Origin of the sequence: Azospirillum sp., assembly GCF_035627195.1 — a bacterium.
GTDB lineage: Bacteria > Pseudomonadota > Alphaproteobacteria > Azospirillales > Azospirillaceae > Azospirillum.
This window is the reverse complement of the sequence record NZ_DASPMG010000366.1, coordinates 1-3,188: the sequence shown is the minus strand read 5'-3', so window position 1 is coordinate 3,188 and position 3,188 is coordinate 1. Positions and strand designations below refer to the sequence as shown.

At 70.4% G+C, this 3,188-nt stretch carries 3 protein-coding genes; all 3 read right to left on the bottom strand.

Features of this window, described 5'->3' with window-relative positions; all coding sequences use genetic code 11:
* On the bottom strand, positions 1-639 hold a 639-nt coding region (locus VED21_RS32310; RefSeq protein WP_324889896.1), incomplete at its 3' end, for a KUP/HAK/KT family potassium transporter.
* A 387-nt stretch (positions 640-1,026) separates the two neighbouring features.
* A complete protein-coding gene (locus tag VED21_RS32305; RefSeq protein ID WP_324889894.1) occupies positions 1,027-2,736 on the bottom strand; it encodes a monovalent cation:proton antiporter-2 (CPA2) family protein in 1,710 nt (569 codons plus the stop codon).
* Between the two features lie 40 nt (positions 2,737-2,776).
* A partial coding sequence (locus VED21_RS32300) for a flagellar type III secretion system pore protein FliP (protein WP_414638361.1) occupies positions 2,777-3,188 on the bottom strand: 412 nt, incomplete at its 5' end.

The window sequence follows — 3,188 nt, the reverse complement described above, 5'->3', positions numbered from 1 at the left end:
GACGCCGTAGCGCGGGTCGAGCGCGGCCAGGATCTGCGGCTGCTGCACCACCTCCACAAGCCCCAGCACGGCCAGGACGGTGAACCACGCGATCATGATCGGGCCGAACAGCGTGCCCACCTTGGCGGTGCCGCGGCTCTGGATGGCGAACAGGCCGATCAGAATCACCAGCGTCACCGGAACGACCACCTGCTCCAGCGCCGGCTGCGCCACCTCCAGCCCTTCCACCGCCGACAGCACGGAGATGGCCGGGGTGATCATGCCGTCGCCGTAGAACAGCGCCGCGCCGAACACGCCCAGCGCCATCAGCGGCCCCAGGCGCCCGCTGGCGTCCGGGCGGCTCTGCGTCGCCAGCGCCAGCAGCGCCAGGATGCCGCCCTCGCCCTTGTTGTCGGCGCGCATGACGAAGCTCACGTACTTCACCGACACGACGAGGATCAGCGCCCAGAACACCAGCGACATGATGCCCAGGATGTTGTCCGGCGTGAGCGGCAGCCCGTGCTCCCCGTTGAAGCATTCCTTCAGGGTGTAGAGCGGGCTGGTGCCGATGTCGCCGTACACGACGCCGGTCGCGGCGAGCGTGAGCGCGGCGAGGCGCCCCGGTTCCGGGGTGGCGGCCTTCATGGTGATGGCGGACATGCGAGGGGGGATGGACCTGTGGTGGTTGGGAGGAGCCAGAGCCCGGCATGGCCGGGACGTGAACGCGGTGCGGCTGCCCTATCCGAAAGGTCAATGTTGCGACCATGTAACGCGCGAAACCGGGGGCCGTGTCAAGCGCTGCGATGCAGCACCGGCTGCGGCAAAGCGGCATCTCTGCAACCGGAAGCATGCAAAGCGTTGGTTTCCGCTGGCGCTCAACCCGGCCTGCGCCACCCTGCCTCGTCCTGCCCGGGCTTGTCCCGGGCATCCACGCACCCCGACCAATCCAAGGCGCGCGGATGACCGGGACTGGGCCCGGCCATGACGATTATGGAAGATTTTCAGTAGGTTGGGTTGAGCGCAGCGAAAACCCAACGTCAGCCACCGTCACGGCCGCGGCTCCTGCCCGCTGTTGCCGTCGACCAGCGCCTCGTAGTTGTTCTTGCGCACCTCGTCCAGGTACTGGTCCACCCCCTCGGCGGCCATGCCGGCGGTGCGCAGCATCAGCCCGGCGATCTGCAGGCTGGCCTCCATGGTCTCCGGCACCACGGCGCTGGCGCCGCCCTTTTCCAGGATCCGGCGCTGGCCCAGGTCGTGGGCGCGGGCGATGATCGGCAGGCCGGGGGCCGTGCGGCGGATGCATTCCACCGCCTTCTCGGCCATGCGCGGGCGGTTCAGCGTGATGGCGGCGGCGTGCGCTCGGCCGATGCCGGCGGCGCGCAGCACGCCCTCCTGGCTGGCGTCGCCGTAGTAGACGGGCAGGCCGCGGTCGCGCGCGCGGGCGACGCGCTGCGGGTCGAGGTCCAGCGCCACCCACGGGATGTCATGCGCGCTCAGCACCCGCGCCACGGCGCGGCCGACCCGGCCGTAGCCGGCGATGACCACGTGGCGCTTCAGGTCGCTGGTCTCGACGGGGAAGCGCTCCAGCCCCCATTGCCGCTCCACCCGCTTGGCGACGTGGCGGCCCAGCGCCGCCAGCGCCGGGGTCAGCGCCATAGACAGCGCCACCACGGCCAGCAGCGTCTGCCCGTCCTCCACGCCCATCACGTTCAGCGCCATCGCCTTGCCGAACACCACGAAGGCGAACTCGCCGCCCTGGCCCAGCAGCAGCGCCACGCGCAGCGCCGCCGGCAGCGCCATGCCGAAGGCCAGCGTCAGGCCGAACAGGATCAGCCCCTTGGCCGTCAGCAGCCCGAACGTCAACGCCAGGATGGCGCCCGCCTTGGACGCCACCAGCGGCAGGTCGATGGACATGCCCACCGTCATGAAGAACAGGCCCAGCAGCAGCCCGCGGAACGGCTCGATGTCCGCCTCCACCTGGTGGCGGTAGGCGGTGTCGGCCAGCAGCAGCCCGGCCAGGAAGGCGCCCAGCGCCATCGACATGCCGGCCTCCGCCGTGCCCCAGCCGACGGCCAGAACCAGCAGCAGGTTGGCGGCGGTGAACAGCTCGGGATTGCGGGCGGCGGCGACGTAGCGGTAGGCCGGGCCGACGACGAAGCGGCCCAGCAGGAAGATGGCGGCGATGGCCGCCACCGCCTTCACGCCCGCCAGGGCCAGCGCCACCGGGATGCTCGCCGAATCGCCGGCCAGCAGCGGCAGCAGCGCCAGGATCGGCACCACCGCCAGATCCTGGAAGATCAGCACCGCCACCGCGACGCGGCCGAAGCGGGTCACCGTCTCGTTGCGCTCGGCCAGCATGGTCAGCACGGTGGCGGTGGAGGAGAAGGCCAGCGTGCCGCCCACCACCACGGCCGCCGCCGTCTCCAGCCCGGCCGCCCAGGCCGCACCGCCCAGCACCGCGGAGGTGACGAACACCTGCAGGAAGCCCAGGCCGAAGATGTACCGCCGCATGGCGCGCAGCCGCGTCACCGGCAGCTCCAGCCCGATGGCGAACAGCAGGAAGACGACGCCGAACTCGGCCAGGGTGCGCGTCTCCTCCACGTCCACCACGGGCCCCGGCGTGTGCGGGCCCAGGAGCACGCCCGCCGCCAGATAGCCCAGCACCGGCGGGATGCGCAGCCGCTGCAGCAGCGGCACCAAGATGACCGCCGCCAGCAGCAGGAACAGGGCGTCGAAGAGGAATGCGGAATGCGGCATCGCGGCGTGGACTGGACGGTCGGGGTCGGGGCGCGGCACCCTACAGGGTGCCGAAGCTCCGCGCCAGCGAACCGGCGATCAGGTACCAGCCGTCGACCAGGACGAAGAAGATGATCTTGAAGGGAATCGCCACCATGGTCGGCGGCAGCATCATCATGCCCATCGACATCAGGATCGACGACACCACCATGTCGATGATCAGGAACGGCAGGAACAGCAGGAACCCGATCTCGAACGCCCGCTTGATCTCCGAAATCATGAAGGCCGGCACCAGCACCTGCAGCGGGGTCGCCATCGGTTCGGCGATCGGTCCGATGCGGCCCATGTCGACGAAGAGCTGCAGGTCCTTCTCGTTGGTGTGGCGCAGCATGAACTCGCGGAACGGCGCCACGGCGCGGTTGAACGCCTCGCCCTCGTCGATCTGCTCGGCGATCAGCGGCTGGATGCCCTGC